The organism is Streptomyces sp. NPDC028635, from assembly GCF_040637635.1.
In the GTDB taxonomy this organism is placed as follows: domain Bacteria; phylum Actinomycetota; class Actinomycetes; order Streptomycetales; family Streptomycetaceae; genus Streptomyces.
In genome coordinates this window covers 71,667-93,349 of record NZ_JBEZWX010000007.1, presented here as the reverse complement: position 1 = coordinate 93,349, position 21,683 = coordinate 71,667, and the positions used below count along the sequence as shown (strand labels likewise).

The 21,683-nt window shown below is 75.0% G+C and carries 14 protein-coding genes; 8 read left to right on the top strand and 6 right to left on the bottom strand.

Annotated features, from left to right (window positions below):
* Positions 1-4: 4 nt before the first annotated feature.
* A complete protein-coding gene (locus AB0E88_RS10255; RefSeq protein ID WP_361626962.1) occupies positions 5-1,381 on the bottom strand; it encodes an HEXXH motif-containing putative peptide modification protein in 1,377 nt (458 codons plus the stop codon).
* Positions 1,378-2,703, bottom strand: a complete 1,326-nt coding sequence (locus AB0E88_RS10250; protein WP_361626959.1) for an FxsB family cyclophane-forming radical SAM/SPASM peptide maturase — start codon at positions 2,701-2,703, stop codon at positions 1,378-1,380. The genes AB0E88_RS10255 and AB0E88_RS10250 overlap by 4 nt, the downstream gene beginning before the upstream one ends.
* 290 nt (positions 2,704-2,993) lie before the next feature.
* Between AB0E88_RS10250 and fxsA the strand changes: the two genes are divergently transcribed.
* The 3 genes from fxsA to AB0E88_RS10235 all read left to right on the top strand — a co-directional run bounded on the left by fxsA (position 2,994) and on the right by AB0E88_RS10235 (position 8,502).
* Positions 2,994-3,212, top strand: a complete 219-nt coding sequence (gene fxsA / locus AB0E88_RS10245) for an FxSxx-COOH cyclophane-containing RiPP peptide (RefSeq protein WP_361626956.1) — start codon at positions 2,994-2,996, stop codon at positions 3,210-3,212.
* Positions 3,213-3,511: 299 nt separating this feature from the next.
* On the top strand, positions 3,512-7,336 hold the full coding sequence (gene fxsT, locus AB0E88_RS10240) for an FxSxx-COOH system tetratricopeptide repeat protein (protein ID WP_361626953.1): 3,825 nt from the start codon (positions 3,512-3,514) through the stop codon (positions 7,334-7,336).
* Between the two features lie 140 nt (positions 7,337-7,476).
* Positions 7,477-8,502 (top strand): hypothetical protein, encoded by a 1,026-nt coding sequence (locus AB0E88_RS10235; protein WP_361626950.1) that lies wholly within the window; start codon positions 7,477-7,479, stop codon positions 8,500-8,502.
* Here the strand turns inward: AB0E88_RS10235 and AB0E88_RS10230 are convergent.
* The 4 genes from AB0E88_RS10230 to AB0E88_RS10215 all read right to left on the bottom strand — a co-directional run bounded on the left by AB0E88_RS10230 (position 8,486) and on the right by AB0E88_RS10215 (position 14,490).
* On the bottom strand, positions 8,486-10,735 hold the full coding sequence (locus tag AB0E88_RS10230; RefSeq protein WP_361626947.1) for a hypothetical protein: 2,250 nt from the start codon (positions 10,733-10,735) through the stop codon (positions 8,486-8,488). The genes AB0E88_RS10235 and AB0E88_RS10230 overlap by 17 nt on opposite strands.
* A gap of 166 nt (positions 10,736-10,901) precedes the next feature.
* Positions 10,902-12,053, bottom strand: a complete 1,152-nt coding sequence (locus AB0E88_RS10225; protein ID WP_361626944.1) for a hypothetical protein — start codon at positions 12,051-12,053, stop codon at positions 10,902-10,904.
* Positions 12,050-13,144, bottom strand: a complete 1,095-nt coding sequence (locus AB0E88_RS10220) for a hypothetical protein (RefSeq protein WP_361626941.1) — start codon at positions 13,142-13,144, stop codon at positions 12,050-12,052. Before AB0E88_RS10220 ends, AB0E88_RS10225 begins: the two co-directional genes overlap by 4 nt.
* 122 nt (positions 13,145-13,266) lie before the next feature.
* Positions 13,267-14,490, bottom strand: a complete 1,224-nt coding sequence (locus AB0E88_RS10215) for a hypothetical protein (protein ID WP_361626938.1) — start codon at positions 14,488-14,490, stop codon at positions 13,267-13,269.
* Positions 14,491-14,938: 448 nt separating this feature from the next.
* On the opposite strand from AB0E88_RS10215, the gene AB0E88_RS10210 reads away from it, so the two are divergent.
* The 5 genes from AB0E88_RS10210 to AB0E88_RS10190 all read left to right on the top strand — a co-directional run bounded on the left by AB0E88_RS10210 (position 14,939) and on the right by AB0E88_RS10190 (position 21,676).
* Positions 14,939-15,634: a nucleotidyltransferase domain-containing protein gene (locus AB0E88_RS10210; protein WP_361626935.1), complete on the top strand. Its 696-nt coding sequence runs from the start codon at positions 14,939-14,941 to the stop codon at positions 15,632-15,634.
* A gap of 311 nt (positions 15,635-15,945) precedes the next feature.
* On the top strand, positions 15,946-18,003 hold the full coding sequence (gene fusA, locus AB0E88_RS10205) for an elongation factor G (RefSeq protein WP_361626932.1): 2,058 nt from the start codon (positions 15,946-15,948) through the stop codon (positions 18,001-18,003).
* 445 nt (positions 18,004-18,448) lie between these two features.
* Positions 18,449-19,765, top strand: a complete 1,317-nt coding sequence (locus tag AB0E88_RS10200) for a sugar ABC transporter substrate-binding protein (protein WP_361626929.1) — start codon at positions 18,449-18,451, stop codon at positions 19,763-19,765.
* Between the two features lie 5 nt (positions 19,766-19,770).
* A complete protein-coding gene (locus AB0E88_RS10195) occupies positions 19,771-20,757 on the top strand; it encodes a sugar ABC transporter permease (RefSeq protein ID WP_361626926.1) in 987 nt (328 codons plus the stop codon).
* Positions 20,758-20,836: 79 nt separating this feature from the next.
* Positions 20,837-21,676, top strand: coding sequence for a carbohydrate ABC transporter permease (locus AB0E88_RS10190; RefSeq protein ID WP_361626923.1), 840 nt, complete (start codon positions 20,837-20,839; stop codon positions 21,674-21,676).
* The last annotated feature ends 7 nt before the right edge of the window (positions 21,677-21,683 follow it).

The following is a 21,683-nucleotide window of genomic DNA, read 5'->3' as shown; positions in this document are numbered from 1 at the left end:
ACCCTCACGCCGACAGCATCCGCTCCCCCTCCCTCCCCCCGTGCCGGTCGTGCCAGGCGTCGCGGTGGGCTCGGGCCGCGGATTCCGCGCGGTGGAGTGCCGCCGGCGGGACCGGCAGGCGGCACAGGGTGTCCAGGGTGGCGAGCATGCGGTCGGCGAAGCGGCGGCCCAGGGGTGTCAGGCGGTCCGACGCGAGCAGCACGAGCGTGGCCTCGCGGGCCGCCAGCCGCCAGCGGGCGAACTGCACGTGGGCCTCGAAGCGAGCCCGCGGATCGGGCTCCCGCTCCCGGCGGCGGCCCCAGAAGCGAGCCACGCCCAGATGCGCGTACGCCCCGTGGAACAGCCCCAGCAGCGGGCGCGGGTCGGGACGCCAGGGGGCGTAGAAGCGCTCCGGGCCGCCCGGACGGAACAGGTCGAACAGGTGCAGCAGCGCCGCGAACTTGTTGTGTTGCATCTCGTGCGCCACGGTCACCGCGAACCCCGCCGCCGTCCGCGGCAGGGACAGCGCCACACAGCCGAAGGTCTCCGCGCTGCTGCCGCTGACGATTCCGGGCCCCGGCCGGGCCAGCGGCACCAGCAGGCGCTCGCCCGCCGCCAGCTCCTCGTACACCTCCGGATGGTCGGCGCGCAGCAGCGCGCACGCCTCCCGAGCCACGGCCGCCCACGCCCGGGCCTCGCGCGGCCCGATGCCGTCGGGGAGGTCCGCGGCGTGCGGGAACGACGGCCGGTCCACCACGTCCAGCAGCAGCGGCACCCCGCCCTCCAGCGTGACCAGCGGATGCGGCCCGTGCCAGCGGCCGCTGCCCCGGTACGGCGCCGGGGGCACCGGCACCGCGTCCTCGGTGCCGTCCGCCGCACACAGCACGATCCGCGCGCGGCCCTCTGCGCCGGTGCGCACCTCGGCCCGGTCGCCGGCGCGCGCCCCCGGGAACCGGGCCCGGCCCAGCGAGGGCAGCGCCACCCACGCCCCGTCCACCGGCAACGCCGTACGCCCCGGCACTCCCGCGCGCACCGCCGCGGCCGCGGCCAGCGCCGTGAACCGGGCCATCAGCGGCTCCTCGTTTCCTCGCGCCCCCGGTCGCGGCCGCGTCAGCCGGGACAGCACCTCGAACAGCGCCGGCCCGGCGGTCGGGTGCGTCAGGACGGCCGCCGCCGCGTCCGGCGCGGTGTGCGCCGCCGCGGTGAGCAGTTCCCAGGCGTGCGCGGCCTCCTGCGCGACCCGGCCGCCGGTGCGTCCCGCCGCGTCCGCCACGGCCCACGCGCAGGCCAGGCGCCGGCTGTGCTCGGCGCGGGCCAGCAGCCGCAGCGCCTCGGCCCCGCCGCCGCCCGCGGCGACCGCGTCGAACAGCGCGCCCGGCATCCGGTACGGCGACGGCGTCATCCCACCTCCGCGGTCATCGGCGTCGGGCTGTCGTCACCGCGGTCGAGGACGGGGACCGGGCGCGCGGGGCGGTCGGTGCCGTCGACGGCGGGCGGTTCGCCCCGCCGGGCCGCGCCCGGCAGGTCCGCTGCGAGCCGCCGCCGTACCCGTCGGATCAGTTCGGCGAGGTCGGCGCAGTACACGCTCGGGTTGGCGAAGCCTGTGGGGCGGCGGTAGCGGGTCGCGAAGTGGCCTCCGCCGCAGACGCGGTGCAGGGCGCAGGCGCGGCAGTGCGCGCACAGTCCGTCGGCGCCCCACTGGCGCGCCGCGATCCCCGGGTGGCCGAGCAGCGTGTCGAAGGAGTGCCGCCACACGTCCAGTCCGGTCCGCGCCGCCCCGTCGTACGCCGTGCGCAGCGCGTCGTCCTGTGCGAGGGCGCCGTCCGTCTCCACCACCGCGTAGCGCACCGGGGACAGGCCCAGCGACTCGGTGCGCGCCGGGGCGCCGAGCAGCAGCGCCATCAGGTCGTCCAGCAGCCGCACGGCCGTCTCCTTCACCGGCGTGCCGTACCAGCGCTCGAAGACGGCCCACAGCCAGTCGGCGTACGGGGTGCGCCGTCCGGTCAGGTCCACACCGGGCGGCGGGCCGTGCCAGGTGCCCAGCGGCAGCAGGAAGTCGACGACCGGCGGGGCGTACGCCAACAGCTCCTCGTACGTGCGTACCGGGTCGTTCGCCAGGTCGATTGTGCACAGCAGCCCGGCGAACAGGGGGCGGTAGGGCCCGCTCGCGAGCAGCCGCAGCGCCGCGCTCACCCGGGCGTGGCTGCCGCGGCCGTCCGCGCCGCGCCGGTGCCGGTCGTGGGCCGCGCGGCCGCCGTCCGTGCTGACCCCGACCCGCAGCCCCAACGCGCCGAAGAGGTCGAGCCGTTGCGGGGTCAGCCGGACTCCGTTGGTCTGCACCGACACGTGCAGCCGCACGCCGTCGCCGACGGCCGCGCGCAGCCTGCGCACCGTGTCGGCGAGCGCGCGGTCGCCGGCCAGCAGCGGCTCGCCGCCGTGCAGCACCACGCCCGCCTCGCGGGTGCCGTGCGCGGCGAGGTGTTCGGCGATGCGGTGCGCGGTGCGCTCCACCGTGGCCGGTGCCATGGTGCGCGGCTGGCGGCGCCAACCGGTGTCCTGCGCCCGGTACATGTAGCAGTAGTCGCACGCCAGATCGCAGCGGCTGTGCACCTTCAGGACGAACGAGTCCAGCGGATACGGCTGCCAGCCGGCCGCCCGCCGCGCCGCCACGTCGGCTGCGGTGGGCCACGGCGGCTCGGCGTGGCGCAGTGGCGGTCGACTCATCCGCTTCCCCCCGACGGCCTCGCCACGGGCCCGCCCGCTACGGGCGTCAGGCCCAGCCCGTCCGGCCCGTATGCCGACCAGTATTCGGGGGTTCTCGACACACCGTCAACATCGCTAATGAGACAACGCAGGTGGGAGGGCGGGCAGTTGCCCGTACCGATGCCGTCCGGACGCTGCCGCCGCCGGGGGCCCGGCGTTACGCTGAAACGACGGATGCCGGCGCGGCCCCGCGTCCCCGCGGCCGCTCGGCGGCCCGGGAGGCCCGGCCACGAGACCCAGGGAGTGACCCCGTGGAAGCAGCCGAGGGCACCGCCCCCGCCGAGGTGCGCGCCGCGGACGGCGACGGCGTGGCGGGCGACGTGGAGTCCGTCGTCCTGGACATCGCCGCGCTCTCGCCCGACGACGTCGCCGCCCTGCCGGGTTCGGTGCTGGGGGAGCTGCTGCGCCGGGTCCACGACAGCTGCGCCGAGGGAGACCCGTTCGTCACGGGACACAAAGAGAGCCAATGAACGAAGGGGGCCGATGTGCGAGGAGAGGCGATGTACGAAGAGGGCCGATGATCGAAGAGAGCCGATGAACGAAGAGGGGCGATGAACGCCGGGACACGGAGCCGCGGCCGTGACGCCGTCGGCCTCGCCCTGTACTGTCACCCCCCGAGCGTCCGTTTTGTCCTTACGGAGGGCGTCTTTGCGGAGAACGTCCTCGCGGAGGGCGGTCCCGGCGCCCTCCGGCACCACCCGCGCCCCGCCGCCGTACCGCCGCCTTCCCCATCGCACCGTCCCGTCGCGCCGCGCCGAGCGGAGAGGTCATGTCCGAGGTCAACTCCCCCGACCGCACCGGTCCGTTCGCCGTCTTCGTCGCCGCCTCCGAGAACGTCGGCCTGAGCACGACCCTGCGCAACGTCGCGGACATCCTCGCCGAGGCCGGCCGCAGCGTGCTGCTCGTCGACGGCCGCACCGGCGCCCCGGACCCCCTTCCGCTGCCGCAGCCCGTGCCCGGCCGGGTCGCCACCGCGCGCCCGCACCCCGACCGGCCCCTCGCCGACGATCCCGTGGCCGCCGCCTACGACCACGTCCTGATCGAGGCTCCCGTACCGGACACCCCCGACGCCGACGAGCCCGCCCGGACCGCGGCGCCCGCCGACGCGCTCGTCGTCTGCTTCGCCATGACCGCGTGGTCCATCGACGGCGCCGCCGCCCTCGCCGAGGACCTCACCGCCCGCGCCCGGCGGCCCGTGCGGCTGCTCACCCTCGGCCTCAAGAGCGACGTGCGCGTCCACGACCGGCTGCGCGACGCCCGCGAACGCGTACGGCGGCGGTTCGGACCGCTCGCCGCGACGCTCGGCGAAACCGACATCCCCTTCCTGGAGATCCCCTACAACCCCCTGTACCAGGACGTGCGCGGCCTCGCCGTGCGGTCCGAGGGCGCGGGCACGGTCATCGGACTGCGCCCCTACTACGAGCGGCTCGCCGACTGGCTGCGCGCCCGCCGCGCCCCACGGCTGAACGAGGTCACCGTCGTCCACTCCGCCCGGCACGCCAACTGGGCGGCCTGGGTGCGCGACCGGCTCGCGGCCAGGGGCGTGCGCACCCAGGCGCGCCGCGCCGACACCTACACCGGCGAACGCCCCGAGCGCGGCGGCGCGTTGCTGTTCCTCGCACCCGACGGCACCGACGAGACGCTGCTCGCGCAGATCGGCGCGCTGTCCCACACCGACGTGCGGATCGTCCTCGTCGACGAGCCGTTCCCGTACGCCGAAGCCGCCCACCACGAACGGATCGACCTGCGCGACGCGGGGGAGGAGGAGGCGCTCCGGCTGCTGTGCGCCGGCCTCGGGCTCGACCCCCGGCCCTCCGGCGAGGCACCGGGCGCCGCGCGCTTCCCCCGCCTTCCCGAGACCCACAACATCGGCCCCCGCAACCGGGGTTTCGTCGGCCGCGACGAGCTGCTCGCCACGGTGGAGGACCGGCTGCGCGCCGCCGGGCGGGACGGCGCGTGCCTGGTGCTGCACGGGGCCGGCGGCTGGGGCAAGAGCGAGACCGCGCACGAGCTGTGCCACCGCTACGGCTCCGGTTACGACGTCGTGTGGTGGGTGCGGGCCTGGGAACGCCGGCGCGTCGAACGCGGTCTGCGCCGCCTCGCGGGGTGCCTCGACAGCCCGCACGACGGCCTCGGACCGGCCGACACCTCCGGTGACGCGATCCCCCGCCTGCTCGGTCGCCTCTCCCGCCCCGACGAACCGGCCAGCTGGCTCCTGATCTACGACGGTGTCGCCGACCCGTCCACCCTCACCGGCCTGCTGCCCTCCCCGCACGACCACGGCCACGTCCTGATCACCAGCCGCACCGCACCGGCGACGGCGGAACCGACCCGGGAGGCGGGGGAGGCCGGTGAGGCGGGGAAGGAGGCAGGGGCGGCGCGGACCGGGTCGGACCGAGGCGAAACCGCCGTGGACGGGGAGGAGCCGCGGCAGGGCGCCCCGGGGCAGACCGGCGCCCCTGACGCCGCCGGTGACGCCGCCCCCCGTCCTCTGCTCGGCCGGCGTCCGCGTCTCCTGTCGTACCCCATGCCGCCCATGACCGCCGACGAGAGCCGCGCGCTGCTGGCCGAGCGGGTGCCGGAGATCAGCGAGGGACAGGCCGGACAGGTCGGCAGTGTCGTCGACTTCGTGCCGCACGCCCTGCATCTGGCCGCGCACTGCCTGGCGGAGCGGGCCGCCGGGCACCACCGCCACGACCACCTCACGACCGAGGCCGCCGTGCGCGACGCCGTGCGCGACGTGCTCGCCGAGTACCGGGCCGGCAAGACGGAGCTGCTGCGGCGCGGCGAGGCGGCCACCCCGGTCGCCGTGATGGTGCAGGTGGCGCGGCGGGTCGCCCGCACCACCCCGGGCGCCGCCGCCTGGCGCTCGGAGTCCCCGCACCGCGACGCGCTCGGCTGGCTGCTGGACGCCGCCTCCCTGCTCACCGGCCGGGGCATGGGCCTGGAACTGCTGCGCTCGCGCCGGATCCTGTCCGAACTCGCCCGTGACGAGGACGTCGTGGACCCCCGCGCCGACGACCCCCGCCACCCCGACGACGTGCAGCTGCCCGACGAGCACATGGTCAGCGTCGCCCTGTGGGCCCTCGCCCAGGTCGGCCTCCTCGACGTCGACTTCGACCGCGCGACCCAGCCGCTCGCCCAGCACCACGGGCTGCGCGACCTGATCCGGGCCTCCATGAGCGACTCCGAACGCGAGCACATCGAGTCGGTGCTGCGCGGCATCCTCGCCGAGTACGCGCCACAGGAGAGCCAGGACCTGCCCGCCGACTGGGCCCGCGAGGTGTACTCACTGCGGCTGTGGGAGGACACCCGCCCCCGGGTGCGCCGCTCCCTGCTGCGCCACCTCAACGCGCTCAGCCAGCGCGCCGAGGCCGCCGACCTGGAACGCCTCCTCGACATCGCCGCCCAGGCGCGCGACGCCTGGCACCGCGACGACGACGAGCAGTCGCCCGAGTACCTGCGGCTGCTCAACCTCACCGCCCGCGCCCACCGGCTGCGCGGCGACTACGACGCCTCCCGCCGCCTCGCCCAGGACGCCCTGCTCGGACACCGCAGGCTGCTCGGCATCACCCACCCGCGCACCCTGCTGTCCGCCGACTCCTACGCCGCGACCCTGCGCGCCCTCGGCCGCTTCGAGGACGCCCTGCTCGAACTGCGGCCCGCCCTCGACGGGCTGACGCTGCTGCTCGGCCGGCAGCACCCGGCGACCGTGCAGGTCGAGCACAACCTCGCCCTCACCGAGGCGCTCACCGGCCGCACGAGTGACGCCCTGACCCGCCTTCAGGACCGCTTCCGCCACCGGCAGGCCGTCGGCGGCGAGGACGACCCGGTCGCCTGGGACTCCGCCGACCTGCTCGCCTACCTGCTGCGGGCCACCGGCCGCGACGGCGAGGCCCGCGACCTGCTGCGCCGGCGGCTGCGCCGGCTCGGCGACTCCTGGGGCCGCGACCGGCTGTGGACGGAGGTCGGCCTCGCCGTCGGCGAACGCCGCCTCGCCGACGGCTTCCCCGCCGTCAAGGATCCCCGCTACGGCTACGAACGCGCCCACGAACGCGACCGGCGCGCCCTGACCGAGTACCTCGCCCGCTTCGGCGCCTCCCGCTTCGACACCCTGCGCTGCCAGTTCAGTTACGCCGCCGACCTCGGCGCCCTCGGCAAGCACGAGGAGGCCGAGGCGCAGGCCCGCCAGTGCGCCGGCATCTTCGCCCGCACCTTCGGCGCCGGCCACCCCTACACCGGCCTGTGCCACGTACGGCAGGGCGTCCACCTGCGGAACATGGGCGAGCCGCGGGCGGCCGAGGAGGCGGGCCGCGCCGGCCTCAACCTGCTCGGCCACAAGCTGGGCAGCGCCCACCCGTGGGTCGCCGCCGCCGAGAACTCCCTGGCCGCCACACTCGCCGCGGCCGGCCACGGCGACGAGGCCGTCGAGCTGGCCCGCTCCGCCCTGACCCGGCTCGGCGACCTCGGCGTCGCGGACCGGCCCGACGGACGCCGGGTCGCCCTCCACCTCGACCACCTCACCGGCACCGGCAGCGCCCGCCCGGCGCCGCCCTCCGGCTACGACATCGACCTGGAGCTGCCCGGCCTGTAGACCCCACCGCGCCGGACCGGGTCCGGCCCGTAGCCCACCCGGCCGGACCGGGCCCGGCCCGTGGACCCCGCCCGGCCGGTCCGGGCGGCCCGCACCCCGGCACCCGCGGCCGGCCCCACCCCACCGAAAGGCGCGTACCCGTGGCAGCTCCCGCACCCCAGCTCACCAGCACGCTGAAGCAGTCGCACTGGACCGTCAACCGGCACGGCCTGATCACCGGAATGTGCGAGGAGACCGTCGCCGCCACACCGGCGATACGCAGCCTGTGCCACTACAGCAACGGCATCCTCGACTTCGCGGTCCTGCGCGCCCCCCTCGCCCCGCTCAGCAGCCTGCTCACCGAGCCCGGCGACGAGGAGTCCGGCGAGTCCCTGCCGGGCAGCCGGCTGCTGCTGTGCGCCCAGGACCTCGGCCTGCTGCTGCGCCCGCTGGGGACCGGCGAGTTGATGCGCACGGTGGTCGCGGGTCCCCGCGGCGCCCTGTGGGGCGGCCGCGCCCGGCCCGGCGAGTTCCTGGCCGCGGTCACCGACCTGGGCGACGGCGTGCCCGCCGCCGACGCCGCCATGAACCGGCTGGTCACCCGCATCCGCACGGAGATCCACTCGCTGCCCGACGAACTGCTCGGCGGCGACCCGGTGGCCAAGCCGCACCTCACCGCCCTCCCGGCCCCCGAGGGCCCGCGGATCGACTTCGGTACGGCCGCGGCCGCCGACACGGTCTACGAGGAGCGGCTGCGCGATCTGTGGCGCAGCCACGTCAACCCCGCCGACCTGCACTACGCCGGCTACTACCGCGACTGGACGCTGGTCTGTGTCGGCGACGTCTTCGACGCCGGCGAACTCGGCCCCCGCTTCATCGACGTCAGTGTGCGCACCCGGCGTACCGCCTACCGTGACCTCTCGCGCAGCCTGCGCGGCCACGTCGTACGCCTCACCGACGCGCTCGGCCTGATCACCCCGCCCGCCGCCGGCCGCGCGCCCCTGGACCGGCTCGTCCTCGATGTGCAGGAGGGCGCCGTGTACGTCCACTGGACCTCGCCGCACGCCTTCCTGCTGGGCGTCACCCTCGACCAGCGGCAGGTCGGCAACGCCGAACAGCGCCTGGCGGGCCTGGCCCGGGCCCTGCGGGAGGCGCCCGCGGCCGGACGGTTCACCACGCCGCGCTGAGCGTCCCCCACACCTCCTCCGCCAGCGACTCCACGGTGCGGGCCGGGGTGAGCCGGTGACGCTGGTCGGCGCCGCCGAGCAGATGGACCGGCAGCACCTCCACCGCGCTCTCGTACTCCCGGCAGATCCGGCGCAGTTCGCCCAGCTCGGCCTCGGTCGGCGCGGCGCCGGGCACGGTCGCTGCGGCCCAGGCGGCGACCGCTCCGCGGAAGCGCTCCGTCAGCTCCCGCACCAGCGTGGCGCAGCCCAGCACGCTCAGATCGGCCGGGGTCGCCGCCGCGCGCCCCGCCGTACGGCCCGCGACCCTCCCGGTGACCGACTCCAGCATGGCCAGCGCGTCCCGGAACCGGCGCCGCACCGGCCCCGGCAACGCCGCGGTGTCCGGCTCGGGTTCGCCGTGCTGGAGCGTGGCCTGCGGCGTGGCCGCGGGCCTGGTGTCCAGGGCCAGGCCGGCCAGGGTGCGCTGCATCTCGTCCAGGCGGGCGGTCTGCGACTCCAGGTCGCGGCGCATCCGTTCGCCCAGCTCCAGCAGGTCCTCCTCGCGCCGCTCCTCCACCAGGCGCCGCTCCAGCTGCAACAGCGCCTCGTGCGCGCTCAGGCCGAAACCGCCCTGCCGGTACACCAGCGGACGGGACCCGATGGACCGGCCCAGCCGGTCCTGCATCGCCTGCGACACCAGCCCGTTGACCACCAGCAGCACCTCCAGCCGGTACGGCCGTACCGCGCTGCGCAGCCCGAGCACATGGGCGGCGACCCGCTCGGCGTCGTCGGCGAGCAGCACCGACCGGCCGTAGATCACCGCGATACAGGCGTCGGGGGCGGGGGAGAGCCAGTACACCACCTCCTCGCGTCCGCCCGGTGAGCGCGCCAGGCGGGCCGGCACCGGGTCGCGGGAGGCGATCCGCCACTGCCCGACGTCCAGCGCCTCGTGCAGGTCTGCGAGGACCTGCCGGTACGCCACCCGCTCGTGCAGCTGCCGCACCGCGTCCAGCACCGCCGACCCCGGCACCCGGCGTACCGCGCCCTGCTCGTCCTCGGCGAGCTGCCAGGCCTGCCGGCACGTCTTGAGGATCTCCCGGGGCACACCCTCGGTCAGCTCCGGCAGCAGCCGCAGCGCCTCCTCGTCGAACGGCCCGGTGCCCGCCGTGCCCGCGGCGGCCAGGTAGCGGGCGACCAGCTCGCGGGTGTCGCGGCCGTCCAGTCCGTTCGCCCACAGCTGCACCACCCGCTCGTGCACGCTGCCGCGCAGCGCCTGCAGCCCCGCCGGGGAAGTGCAGAAGACCAGCAGACCGCCGTGGCTGGCGCAGATGTTGACGAGGCGCTCGAAGGCGTCGAAGAAGGTGCGGCGGGCCTCCTGCGGCCACTCCAGCACCTTCTCCAGGGAGTCCAGCAGCAGCACGTACGGATTGCCGACGCGGCCGTGCAGGAAGCCCTGCACGGCGAGCGCGTCGAAGACCCGGTCGATGCCGGCCACGGTGTCGGCCCGCCCCTGCTGCGGGCCGATGGCCTCGGTGATGCCGCGTTCGCGCAGCGGCTCGGCGGGCTCCTCGCCGCTCAGCCAGTTCCACACCATGCGGCGGAACGGGGGTTGCAGCAACAGCGCGAGCGCGGTGGCGAACCGGCGGTGCTCGGTCACCTCGCCGAGCGTGCCGCGCAGGTCGGCGTGGATCACCTCGGGGTCGTAGCGCAGCGCCGAGACGACCTTGTCGGGGTCGAGCGTGCGGTCGCGCAGCCCGGCCGCGATCTCCCGCAGGGTGCCGCGGCGCGGATCGTCCTCCTCGCCGCCGACCCACGCGGCGGTGACATAGGCGTAGTAGTCGCGCACCAGTTCCTCGAAGGCCTGCCGGCCCTGCGGGGTGTCGGCGGGGCCGCGCAGCCGGTCGCGGTAGAGCCGCCCCATGTCCTGCGCCGGCTCGTCCACGATCCACATCGCCGCGTCGCCGTGCCGCTCGCGCACCGCCTGGTAGGTGCGGCGCAGCGCGTGACTCTTGCCCAGGCCGAACCCGCCCACCAGGGCGACGACCCGCCCGCGCCGGCCTCCCGCGGAAGGTGGCGCGAAGTAGTCGTCGACCAGGGCCCGCAGATCGGTGACGAGCGGGGTGTCGAGATGGGCGTTGCCCGAGTCGGCCGCCACCGCCGCCGACTCCCCGAGGTCGGACGCCGGGCCGAGCCGTACGACGGGGCTCAGCGGGAAGGGGTTGTCGTGCCAGAGGTCTCCACGGTCTGGGGCCATGATGGCACTCCTCGGGTTCTGACGGTGGTGTCCGCGGTGCGAGCGGCGGCGGGAGCGGGGATACGGGCCCGTGTGCGTCCGGGCGGCGGGGCGGGGACACGGGCCGGTGGCGTCCGGGCGCCGGCTCGGGTCCGGCCGGGGGAGACGGCCCCGGCGGCCCGCCCGGTCAGCGCCCCGGCGGCAGCGTGGACCACCGGTCCGGCGGCGGCGCGGGCCGTCGCGTCGTGGGCGGCGCGGCCCGCTGGCCCGGCGGCCGGGGCGGCGCCGGCGGCGGAGTGCGTCCCAGGTCGGCCGGGTTCAGGGTGGGCGCCCGCAGGTCGGCGGCGGTGACCCGCACGCGGCCACCCTGATGTCTTTGGCGTTCGGCGATCTCGAAACACTCCTTGCGCAGCTGCCGCACGTCCAGCAGGTTCCACGCGTCACCGGCCTCGGGCGGTGGGCCGTCCACGGACGGGTGGCCGCCCCGGACGGCCTCGGTGAACTTCACGGGGTCCTCCGATGTCAGGGAGCCGAGCGAGAGATGGGTGACCTCCGGATAGGACAGCAGGTCCCCGAGCACTTCCCGCGCGGTGCGCGGGTTCTGGTGGCTGATCTCGACGAACAGTACGATCCGGCTCTGCGCGTGTCTCAGGCACGTCCTGAGGAACTTGCCGCGCACCTCGCCCCCGGCGTCCCGCCAGTCGATGTGCGGCACGATCGCGAACAGCAGGCAGTTCTGCTGTGCGAGCAGGGCGCTGATGGCGCTGAACGCCTTGTGGACGTCACCGCCGTCGATGACCGGGTCCAGGCTCACGCCGGGGAAGTAGCCGCGCAGCGCCTCGACGACCTTGTCCCGTATGGCCGCGTTGATGCCCGGCGTCTCGGCGAAGTCGCCGCGCTCGTCCCAGCTGACGTCGTTGCCGTAGTTGACGTATCCGCCGGTCATCGCCACGACCGGGCGCGGTGGCCGCAACCCCCGCTCGTACTCGGGAGTGCCGCCGGCGTCCGCGTCGAGCTGGGCGAGGTACTGGTGGGCGAGGTGGATGCACTGGTGGATCAGCGTGGTCTTGCCCATGCCGACCGGACCGGTCACCACGACCAGGTGACCCCGGTCCACATGCGGCATGATCATCTCCGGCAGCCGGGCCAGACAGCGCCGGAACTCCTCCACCTGCTCCCGGACATGGTCGACGTCGACCCACTGCCCGGCGTGCTCCTCCTCCGCCCACGGCACCAGCGGGTGGTCGTCGCGGGGGACGGCCGGTATCCCGGGCACCTGGCTTCTGCTGCCCGGCACGTACACCCCGAACGGGTTCGTACGCTGCTCGCCCCCGTTCATGCCGCCGTCCCCGCTCTCTCCCGTCGCGCGATCCGGTCCCGCACGCTACGCCAACTCCAGTACACCTTGCTCCGGTTGAGGTCGGGTATCAGTCGCAGCCGGTCCTCCACGGTGCTCCGTTGCTCCTCCGCGTACCGGCCGCGCCCCTCGGTGTCCAGCAGATAGCCGTCCCGGTCCCCGCGCAGCGGCCGGCCCAGCGGCAGCGCGTCGGCGGCCGCCCGCCCCGCGTCCCGGCGCGCCCGCGGGCCGGGCACCCGGTTCAGGGTGCGCGCCAGGGCCGTACGGGCCGTGCGCACCGCGCCGTGATCGGCCCGCTCGTCGGTCTCGTACGCGGTGAGGTAGTCGTGCACGGCCGTCCGGTAGGCGCTCTCCTCGCCGGCCAACTGCTGCTGGAACTGGCGGCGTTCGGCCGACAGCCGTTCGGAGGCCTGGCCGCCCAGGGTGAGCAGCGCACCGGCGGCCAGCAGCGGCACCTGCTTGAGGAAGTCCGTGAACCAGCCGCCCCCGCCGTCGTCCCGGGCGGCCGCGCCCGGCGACTCGGAGGCGGCGGCCATGAGCGCGGAACAGGCCCGCCCGAACTCCTCCTGACGCCGCTCGGCCCACTGCTGGAGCGTCATCGCCCCGCCGCCCTGGCCCGCCGCCGCGCCGGCGTTCTTGCCCGCGCCCGCGGCCGCGCCCGCGCCCCCTCTCGCGTTGCTGCCCGCGTCCGCCGCCTTGCCCGCGCCCCCCGTCCCGCCGGCGCCCGCGTCCTTGTCCGCGCCGTCGGCCGGGAGTACGGCGTCCGGCGTCGCCGTGCTGCCCGGCGCCAGCAGCTTCAGGCGTACGGCCGCGGAGACGAGCCCGGCCCGGTGCGCGCCGTCCAGGCAGTACACCAGCTGCACGTCCCGTTCCGAGGACGCGCGCGGCGCCGCCCACGCGAGGCCCGTCGCCAGCAGCACCAGCGCCGCCCCGCAGGCCGCCGCGTACGACCGGCGGGCCCGGCTTCCCCGGGGAGGGCGCGGGGGAGCGGTGGCCCGCGCCGTCGGCCGGGCGCCGCGCGGCCGGCCCCCGCGCGGTGCCCCCGGCCGGCCCTGTCCCCTCCGCTGCCTCATCCCGTCTCTCCCCGTCCGGCCACCCACCCGGTGACCCCCGCTCGGGGTCACCCACCCGGTGACCCCCGCTCGCCGTACCTTTCGCCCGCGCGGCGCCCGGTGCCGCCCGGTCACACGGCCGCCTAGGCCGCCGTCCGCTCGTCCGCCGTCTTCGGCTCCACCGCCTCGCGGTGGTACGGAGAGTGACGAACGGTGGCCGCGGCGAGTTCCCGCAGGTCGACGAGTCCCGGCAGCCGCGACCCGCGGTCCTGGAGCACGCGCCCCGCCCCGTACAGGGCGTTGACGGTCAGGACGGCCGGGCCGACCGTGCCCGCGGTGCCCGGGAAATCACGCTCGAGGGTGAGCGCGATCAGCACCGCCGTGATGCCGTTCTGCTGGGCGAGCCCCAGCGCGATCCGGTCCCGGCGCGGCAGGCCCCGCACGAACAACGGCAGCACCAGCAGCGCCACCAGCGCCTGCGCGGCGAACGCGGCCGTACCCAGCACGACACCCTGCACCCAGGACACGCCGCGTGCGAGCAGCAGGCCGAGCGCCAGGAACGCGGCGAGGAACGCGCCGCCCACCGCCCGGTCGACCTCCCGGCCCACCGTCCGGGAGCGCACCACGAGACCGGCCAGCGCCACCGCGAGCATCAGCTGCTGCGCCGCCGCGAGCACCAGCAGAGCCACCACCAGCAGCACCGCGCCCGCGCCCCCGGCCCGCCGCACCACCACCGTGGCGGGCACCCGCCGGGCCGCCCACCGGCCCGCGCACCACACCGCGACCACGGCCGCGAGCAGCGCGGCGTTCAGACCGAGCCCGGTCAGATAGCCGCCGGTGCCGCCGGACGCCACCCGCGGAGTGCCGGAGTGCCCGGCCGCCGCGTAGGCGTACCCGGCGAGATACAGCGTCAGCAGGACCGTCATCGGATCGTCGAACGACGCCCACGCCTTCAGCAGCGACCGCGCCCGCGGCGACATCCGTCCCTCGCGGTCCAGCGCGGCCACCGACAGCGGGTCGATCTGCGCCACCGCCATGCCCAGCACCAGCGACTCCGGCCGCCGGAAGAACAGCAGCATCGTCCCCGCGATCAGCGCCGCCTTCAGCACCACACCGAGCGTGACCGCCACCAGCACCCCGGTCAGGTCCGCCCGCAGCGCCTCGACGTCGATCGCGTACGTGCTGCCGTACAGGCCGACCGCCAGCAGCAGGCCCGCCGTGAAGACGTAACCGCCGGAGTGCATCAGCCCCGTGGTGTCCACCGGCAGACCGACCAGCACCCCGGTGACCAGCGCCGCCGCCCCGCCCAGCACCAGACCCGGCACCGCCTGGGACAGCCGGCGCAGGGCGCGCCCCGCAGTCGTCATCGCCTGCTTCCCCCCTTCCCCGGCCGGCCCCCCGTACGGCGTCCGGGACGGGCGGGGACGCCTCGGTCCGGCGTCGGGCCCGCCGCCGCGGGGCAGGTGCATCGTAGGGTCCCGCCCACCGCGCCGACAGCCCGACACCGGCCGTGTCCACAGCAGTTGACGGACCCTCGGCCCGTCCTGCCCACGCGGGCCGCGGCGCCGTCGCCGCACCCCGGTGTCGTACCTCGTCTTCACGATGCCCGGCCAGAGCCACCGCCGAACCCGCACGCCCCCCGCCGGCGGGCGCATCCGGCCGCCCGGCTCACTCTTCCCGGTGAACCGGGGGCACCGCACGGCTCCCGGCAGGCGCGCGCACCCGGCCCGCGAGCCCCCCGGACGCGGAAAATGCGAGGCCGGTGAACGGTTGTGCGAGGCATGATGGCGGACCGCACCACCACCGGGGGGACCTGTGAGCGAGAGATACGTCCTGCTGTCCGGCGTCGTCGGCTCGACCGCGTACGGCCTGGCCCGCGAGGGCTCCGACATCGACCGGCTCGGCCTGTACGCCGTCCCCACCGAGGAGCTGCACGGTCTGCGGCAGCCCAAGGAGTCCCACGTCTCGACCGCGCCGGACCGCACCCTGCACGAGGCGGCCAAGTGGTGCCGGCTGGCCCTCGGCGGCAACCCGACCGTCATGGAGCTGGTGTGGCTGCCGGACGAGCTGTACGAGGTGCGCACCCCGCTCGGCGACGAACTGATCGCCCTGCGCTCCAGCCTGCTGTGCGCCCACCGGGTGCGCGACGCCTACCTCGGCTACGCCACCCAGCAGTTCCGCAAACTCACCCACCGGGCCGAGGGCACCGCCCCGCTCGCGCGGGTCGCCAAGCACGCCCGGCACCTGCGGCGGCTGTGCGTGCAGGGCTTCGAGCTGTACGCGACCGGCACGCTGACCGTCCGGGTCGACGACCCCGACGCCTACCACGCCTTCGGTGAGCGGGGCGCCGCCGATCCGTCGGCCGCGGAGCCGCTGCTGCGGCACTACGAGGACGCCTTCGCGCACACGCGAAGCGCCCTGCCCGCACGCCCCGACGAGTCGGCGGCCGACGCCTGGCTGCGCCGGGTGCGCGCCCACTTCTACACGCCCGCGCACCCGACGGCCGCCTGACGGAAATCGGATGCCCGGCCGCCGGGCTGGTCCCTAGACTCGCCACGCATCGCGCGCCGCCCCTGTCGACGGCGCGCGATGACCACCGCCACCGATCACCAGTGAGGGGAGCAGGCCATGCGTGACCGCACCGCTGCCGCCGCTTCCCGCGCCCGTTACGAGGTGATCCTCGTGTCCCGTGCCGTCCGGTGCCCGCTGCGCGGCCGGCACCGGAGGCCCGCGACGCACACCTGACGGCCCGTCGACCGCACGGGCGCACGTCGACGCGTCCGGGACATCGCGCTGCCCTGAACACATCTCGTCCGAAAGGCATGAGGGCCGTGCGCACCGCACTCGACCGTCACCTCACCCACCCGCTCACCGCCGTCCGCAACCTGGGCATCCTCGCCCACGTCGACGCCGGCAAGACCACCGTCACCGAGCGGATCCTGTACGCCACCGGCACCACGCACAGACGCGGCGAGGTGCACGACGGCACCACCGTCACCGACTTCGACCCGCAGGAACGCGACCGCGGCATCACCATCTTCGCCGCGGCCGTCAGCTGCGCCTGGGACGGGCACCGCGTCAACCTGATCGACACCCCCGGCCACGTCGACTTCGCCGACGAGGTGGAGCGCTCGCTGCGGGTGCTGGACGGCGCGGTCGCCGTGTTCGACGCGGTGGCGGGCGTGGAGCCGCAGAGCGAGTCCGTGTGGCGGCAGGCCGACCGGCACGGCGTGCCCAGGATCGCGTTCGTCAACAAGATGGACCGCGCGGGCGCCGACCTGGACGCGGCCGTCGCGTCGATCCGCGCGCGGCTGCACCCCGCACCGCTGGTGGTCCAGCTGCCGATCGGCGCGCAGGACGCCTTCACCGGCGTCGTCGACCTGGTCCGGATGCGCGCCCTGACCTGGTCCGACGGTGGCGAGCCGGTCACCGAGGGCCCGGTTCCGGACGCGGTCCTCGACGAGGCCCGGCGCCGGCGCCGGACGCTGGAGGAGGCCGTGGCGGAACGGCACCCGGCGGCACTGGAGGAGTTCTGCGACCGGGAGACCCTCTCGGCGGACACGCTCCGCGCCGCACTGCGGGACCTGACGGTCAGCGGGGACGGCGTGGTCGTGCTGTGCGGCTCCGCCTACCGCAACCGGGGCATCGAGCCGCTGCTGGACGCCGTGGTCGCCTACCTGCCCTCGCCGGCCGACCGGCCGCCCGTCCGGGACACGCGGGACGGCCGGGAACGCCCGGCCGACCCCGGCGCCCCGTTCACCGCCCTGGCCTTCAAGGTCACCGCCACGGCGACCGGACGCCTGACCTATCTGCGCGTGTACGCGGGAACACTGGAGAAGGGGGACACCGTGTGGGACGCCACCGCGCGCCGCACCGAGCGGGTCGGCCGCATCCTGCGCGTCCAGGCCGACCGGCACGCGGCGGTCGAGCGGGCGGGCGCCGGTGACATCGTCGCCGTCGTCGGCCTGAAGTCGGCCCGCGCGGGCACCACCCTGTGCGCGCCGGGCGCCCCGATCGTGCTCGAACCGCCGGGCGCGGCCGAACCCGTCGTCTCGGTGGCGGTCGAGGCCCGCCGCGGCACCGACACCGAACGGCTGTCGGCCGCGCTGGCCCGGCTCGCCGAGGAGGACCCGTCCCTGGTGGTCCGCACCGACCCCGAGACGGGCCAGACCGTGCTGTCCGGCATGGGTGAACTCCACCTGGAGGTCGCCGCGGAGAAGCTGCGCCGGGTGCACGGGCTGGAGCTCACCACGGGCCGCCCCCGGGTCAGCCACCGCGAGACGGTCGCCCGCGGTGTGACCGGCGTCGTCTTCCGGCACGTCAAACAGGACGGCGGCGCGGGCCAGTTCGCGCACGTCGTCCTCGACGTCGAACCGCTGCCGGACGGGCCGGGCGCCACCGGTTTCGTCTTCGCGTCGCGCGTGGTGGGCGGCCGGGTGCCGCAGGAGTACGTCCGGGCGGTCGAGGCCGGCTGCCGGGACGCGCTGGCCGAGGGCGGCCCGCTGGCCGGGCACCCGGTGACGGGGCTGAAGGTCACGCTCACCGACGGGTCCACGCATGTGAAGGACTCCTCGGAGATGGCCTTCCGCACCGCCGGCCGGCTCGGCCTGCGCGAGGCGCTGCGCGGCTGCACCCTGCTGCTGCTCGAGCCGGTCGCCGAGGTCACGGTGACCGTGCCCGAGGACGCCGTCGGCGCGGTCCTCGGCGACCTGGCGGCGCGCCGGGCCCGCGTCACCGGGTCCGCCACGCGCGGCGGCGCGGCGGTGGTGACGGCGACGGTGCCGCTGGCCGAACTCTTCGGCTACGCCACCCGCCTGCGCAGCCGTACCCAGGGCCGCGGCACCTTCACGGCCCGCCCGACGGGCTACGCGCCCGCGTGACGCGCACCGCCGGCGGTCCTCCCGGCCCGGGTGACGTGCACGGCCGGCGGTCGTCTCCGCCCGCGTGACGCGCACGGCCGGGTGGTCCTCCCCGCGCCCGGGGAGGACCACCCGGCGGCCCCGAGGGGGACACGGCACGAAGGCCGCCGGGTCAGGGGTACGTCACCACGCTCGACGGTGCCGTCGGCGTCCCCGGCGGTGCCGTCGGCGTCCCCGGCGTCGGCGCGCCCCCGTCACCGACGACGTGCTTGTACTGGGCCGTTGGCCGCCGAGGCGATGACGGAGTAACCCGCCACGCAGGGGCGCAGCCCCTGACCCGTCCCGTACCGGATCGCGGCCGAGTTCGACGATCCGCGTCAAAAGCCTTGACGCGCTTGACTTTCGCGGTTTAACTCACGCCCTAAATTAAGATGTGATGAGCTTCCCGGAAGGGACCACCTGGAGCATGCGCAGCATCCGAGTCGCGGCCGTCGGCGCCGTCAGCCTCTCCCTCGCCCTCGCGGCCACGGCGTGCGGGGGAGGTTCGGCCACCGGCGGCGGGTCGAACGACTCGCCCAGGACGCTCACCTACTGGGCCTCCAACCAGGGCGCGAGCATCGAGGAGGACAAGAAGGTCCTCCAGCCCGAACTCGCCAAGTTCGAGAAGCAGACCGGCATCAAGGTGAAGCTGGAGGTCGTCCCCTGGTCCGACCTGCTCAACCGGATCCTCACCGCCACCACCTCCGGCCAGGGTCCGGACGTGCTGAACATCGGCAACACCTGGTCGGCGTCGCTCCAGGCGACCGGCGCCCTGCTGCCGTGGGACACGGCGAACTTCGGCAGGATCGGCGGAAAGGACCGGTTCGTCGACTCCGCGCTCGGCTCCACCGGCGCCGCGGGCAAGGACCCGGCGGCGGTACCGCTGTACTCGATGGCGTACGCCCTCTACTACAACAAGCAGATCTTCGCCGACGCCGGAATCGCCCGACCCCCGGCCACCTGGTCGGAGTTGGTGGCCGACGGGCAGAAGATCGAGGCGAAGGGCAAGCAGGCGCTCGGCGCCGAGGGATCCAACGTCTCCGAGAACATCCACCACGTCTTCGTCTTCGCCCGCCAGCACGGCGCCGACTTCTTCACCGCCGACGGCAAGCCCGACTTCACCAGCGACGGTGTCGTCACCGCCGTCCAGCAGTACGTCGGCCTCATGGCCAAGGACAAGGTGATCCCGGCCGGCAACGCCGAGTACGCGCAGAACCAGTCCGTCAGCGACTTCGCCAAGGGCCGCACCGCGATGCTGCTGTGGCAGTCGGCCTCCGCCAACCTGAAGTCCCAGGGCATGAGCGAGGACGCCTACGGCATCGCCCCGGTGCCCGTGCAGTCCGGCACCCCCGGCACCGGCACCCAGGTCAACTCCATGGTCGCCGGCATCAACCTCGCCGTCTTCAAGAACACCCACAACCTCGACGGGGCCACGCGGTTCGTCAAGTTCCTGACGAGCGACGAGGAGCAGAAGATCCTCAACAAGGCCTACAGCACCATCCCGCCGGTCAGGACCGCCCAGGGCGACGCCGCCTTCAGCACCCCCGCGAACGCCGTGCTGAAGAACACGCTCGCCACCAGCGCGGCCGCCCTGCCCCAGGTCGCCGACGAGTCCCAGTTCGAGACGGCGGTCGGTACGGCCGTCAAGGAGCTGTTCGCCGACGCGGCCGCCGGCCGCCCCGTCACCGCCGCGTCCGTGAAGGCCAAGCTGGCCAAGGCGCAGCAGCAGATGCCGGCGAAGTGACCGGGATGACCACGACCACCGCCGTCGAGCGAGCGGTGCACAAGGGAGCACCCGCCCGTGCGGGTGCTCCCCGCCGCCCCGGACGGATCCGCCGCGCCACCCTGCCGTATCTGCTCCTGCTGCCCGCCCTGGTCCTCGAACTCCTCGTCCACCTCGTGCCGATGGTCATCGGCGTCGTGATGAGCTTCAAGGAACTCACCCAGTTCTTCATCCGCGACTGGGGCAGCGCGCCCTGGGCCGGCCTCGACAACTACACGGTGTCGGTCGACTTCGACGCCCCGGTCGGCGAGGCCCTGCTGCACTCCTTCCTCGTCACCGTCGCCTTCACCCTGCTGTCGGTCGCCCTGTGCTGGCTGATCGGCACCGCCGCCGCGGTCTTCATGCAGGACACGTTCGCCGGCCGCGGCCTGCTGCGCGCGTTGTTCCTCGTGCCGTACGCGCTGCCCGTCTACGCCGCCGTCATCACCTGGGTGTTCATGTTCCAGCACGACAACGGCCTGGTGAACCACGTCCTGCACGACCAGCTGCACCTCACCGGCCGGCAGCCCTTCTGGCTGATCGGCGACAACAGCTTCTACGCCCTGCTCACCGTCTCGGTGTGGAAGGGCTGGCCGTTCGCCTTCCTCATCGTCACCGCCGGGCTGCAGAACATCCCGCGCGAGCTGTACGAGGCGGCGGCCCTGGACGGCGCCGGGACATGGCAGCAGATCCGCCGCATCACCCTGCCGTCGCTGCGCCCCGTCAACCAGGTGCTGGTCCTGGTCCTGTTCCTGTGGACGTTCAACGACTTCAACACCCCCTACGTCCTGTTCGGCAGGGCCGCCCCGCAGGCCGCCGACCTGATCTCGGTGCACATCTACCAGGCGTCCTTCGTCACCTGGAACTTCGGCACGGGCGCGGCGATGAGCGTCCTGCTGCTGCTCTTCCTGCTCGCGGTGACGGGCGTGTACCTGGCCCTCACCACACGCGGACGGAGGACCGCCGATGCCTGACTCGTCCCTTGCGCCCGCCCGCGACCGGCGTCGCGCGCCGGCACGTGACGCCTCCCCGGCTCCGGCACGCAACTCGCCCATGGCACCCCCGGGTTCCTTCCTCTGGTCGCGCCGGATCTTCCTCACGCTGCTCACCGGCTTCGTCCTGCTGCCGGTGTACGTGATGATCTCCAGCTCGCTGAAGCCGCTCGCGGACGTGTCGGGGAAGTTCCGGTGGCTGCCCAGCGGCCTCACGATCCGCCCGTACATCGACATCTGGACGACGATCCCGCTGGCCCGCTACTTCGTGAACTCCCTGGTCGTGGCGGGCGCGGCGACGGTCTGCTCGGTCGTCATCGCGGTGTTCGCCGCCTACGCGGTCAGCCGCCACGACTTCCGCGGCAAGCGTGTCTTCACGGTGACCGTGCTGTCGACGCAGATGTTCCCCGGCATCCTCTTCCTGCTCCCGCTGTTCCTGCTGTACGTCAACATCGGCAACACCACCGGCATCGCCCTGTTCGGCTCGCGCGGCGGCCTGATCCTGACGTACCTCACCTTCTCCCTGCCCTTCTCGATCTGGATGCTGATCGGGTACTTCGACTCGGTGCCGCGCGACCTGGACGAGGCGGCCCTGGTCGACGGCTGCGGCCCGCTCGGCGCGCTCTTCCGGATCGTCGTGCCCGCGGCCGTGCCCGGCATCGTCGCGGTCGCCGTCTACGCCTTCATGACGGCGTGGGGCGAGGTGCTCTTCGCGTCCGTGATGACCAACGACACCACCCGCACGCTCGCGGTCGGCCTGCAGGGCTACTCCACCCTCAACGACGTGTACTGGAACCAGATCATGGCCGCCTCCCTCGTCGTCAGCGTGCCCGTGGTCGCCGGCTTCCTGCTGCTCCAGCGCTACCTGGTGGCCGGCCTGACCGCGGGAGCCGTCAAGTGACCTTCTC